Below are 1,298 nucleotides of genomic sequence, written 5' to 3'. Positions count from 1 at the left end.
TGGAACTACTGGTACAACTGGGCGGTCACGATCGCAGTTGAGCTCGTTGCAGCACAAATCGTTATGACGTATTGGTTCCCGGACGTTCCTGGATTTTACTTCAGTGCCTTATTCCTTTTACTCATGATCGGCTTGAACTACTTCTCCGTTAAAGGTTTTGGGGAAGCGGAGTATTGGTTCGCCATGATTAAAGTCGTCACTGTCATCGTCTTCTTAGTCGTCGGTGTTGCGATGATTTTCGGTGTCTTTACATCGGAGCCACCAGTTGGCTTTAAAAACTTTGCTCTCGGGGATGCGCCGTTCGTCGGTGGTATTCCTGCCGTCATCGGAATCATCCTCGTTGCTGGATTCAGTTTCCAAGGAACGGAGCTAGTCGGGATTGCCGCAGGTGAATCGGAAAATCCGAAAAAAAACGTTCCAAAAGCAGTCAAACAAGTCTTCTGGCGCATTTTACTCTTCTACATCCTTGCGATTTTCGTCATCGGGATGCTCATTCCGTATACGAGCCCGAACTTGGTTTCCAATGACATCACGGACATTGCCGTTAGTCCGTTTACGCTCGTCTTTGAAAAAGCAGGTCTTGCGTTCTCGGCAGCACTCATGAACGCCGTCATCTTGACATCTGTTCTATCTGCCGGTAACTCAGGTATGTATGCTTCCACACGGATGCTGTATACACTTGCTCGTCAAGGAGATGCACCAAAGTTCTTTGCAAAAGTGTCGAAAAATGGGGTACCGCGTAACGCCTTGCTTGCAACAGGAGCAATCGGTGCACTCTGTTTCTTAACATCGATGTTTGGTGGACAAGTCTATCTGTGGTTACTCAATGCTTCAGGTATGACAGGATTCATCGCGTGGCTCGGAATTGCGATCAGTCACTATCGTTTCCGTAAAGGATTCCTTGCACAAGGTCATTCGTTGAAAGATTTACCTTACGTTGCACCAGCGTTCCCGTTCGGTCCGCTGTTTGCATTCGGTCTTTGTTTCCTTGTCATCGTTGGTCAAAACTATGCAGCATTCCTTGCTGATCAAATTGATTGGGTCGGGATTGCCGCGACATATGTCGGAATTCCGTTGTTCCTTGCCTTCTGGTTAGGACACAAATTCAAAAACCGGACGTCGATTGTTCGTTACGAAGAGATGGACTTCCCAGAACATCCGCGTCAATCATAATGTGTGAACCACCTTCTACAAATGAAGGTGATTGAGATTGAAGACAAAGTGCAATTTTTCTCTGATGAGTCTGATGAAAAAGATTGCGCTTTTTTGTTCGTTTCGAATCGTTTTCCTGGGACAAG

The 1,298-nt window shown here is 46.6% G+C and carries 1 protein-coding gene; it reads left to right on the top strand.

Going from position 1 to position 1,298, the window contains the following annotated elements; all coding sequences use genetic code 11:
• Positions 1 to 1,173, top strand: a 1,173-nt coding sequence (locus tag B4F99_RS06285; protein ID WP_290756049.1) for an amino acid permease, incomplete at its 5' end; no start/stop codon positions are given.
• Between the last annotated feature and the right edge of the window lie 125 nt (positions 1,174 to 1,298).

It is taken from the genome of Exiguobacterium sp. UBA3491 (assembly GCF_002377745.1).
In the GTDB taxonomy this organism is placed as follows: Bacteria; Bacillota; Bacilli; order Exiguobacteriales; family Exiguobacteriaceae; genus Exiguobacterium_A.
The sequence above is the reverse complement of the archived record's forward strand: the minus strand, read 5'-3'. Positions and strand labels throughout refer to the sequence as shown.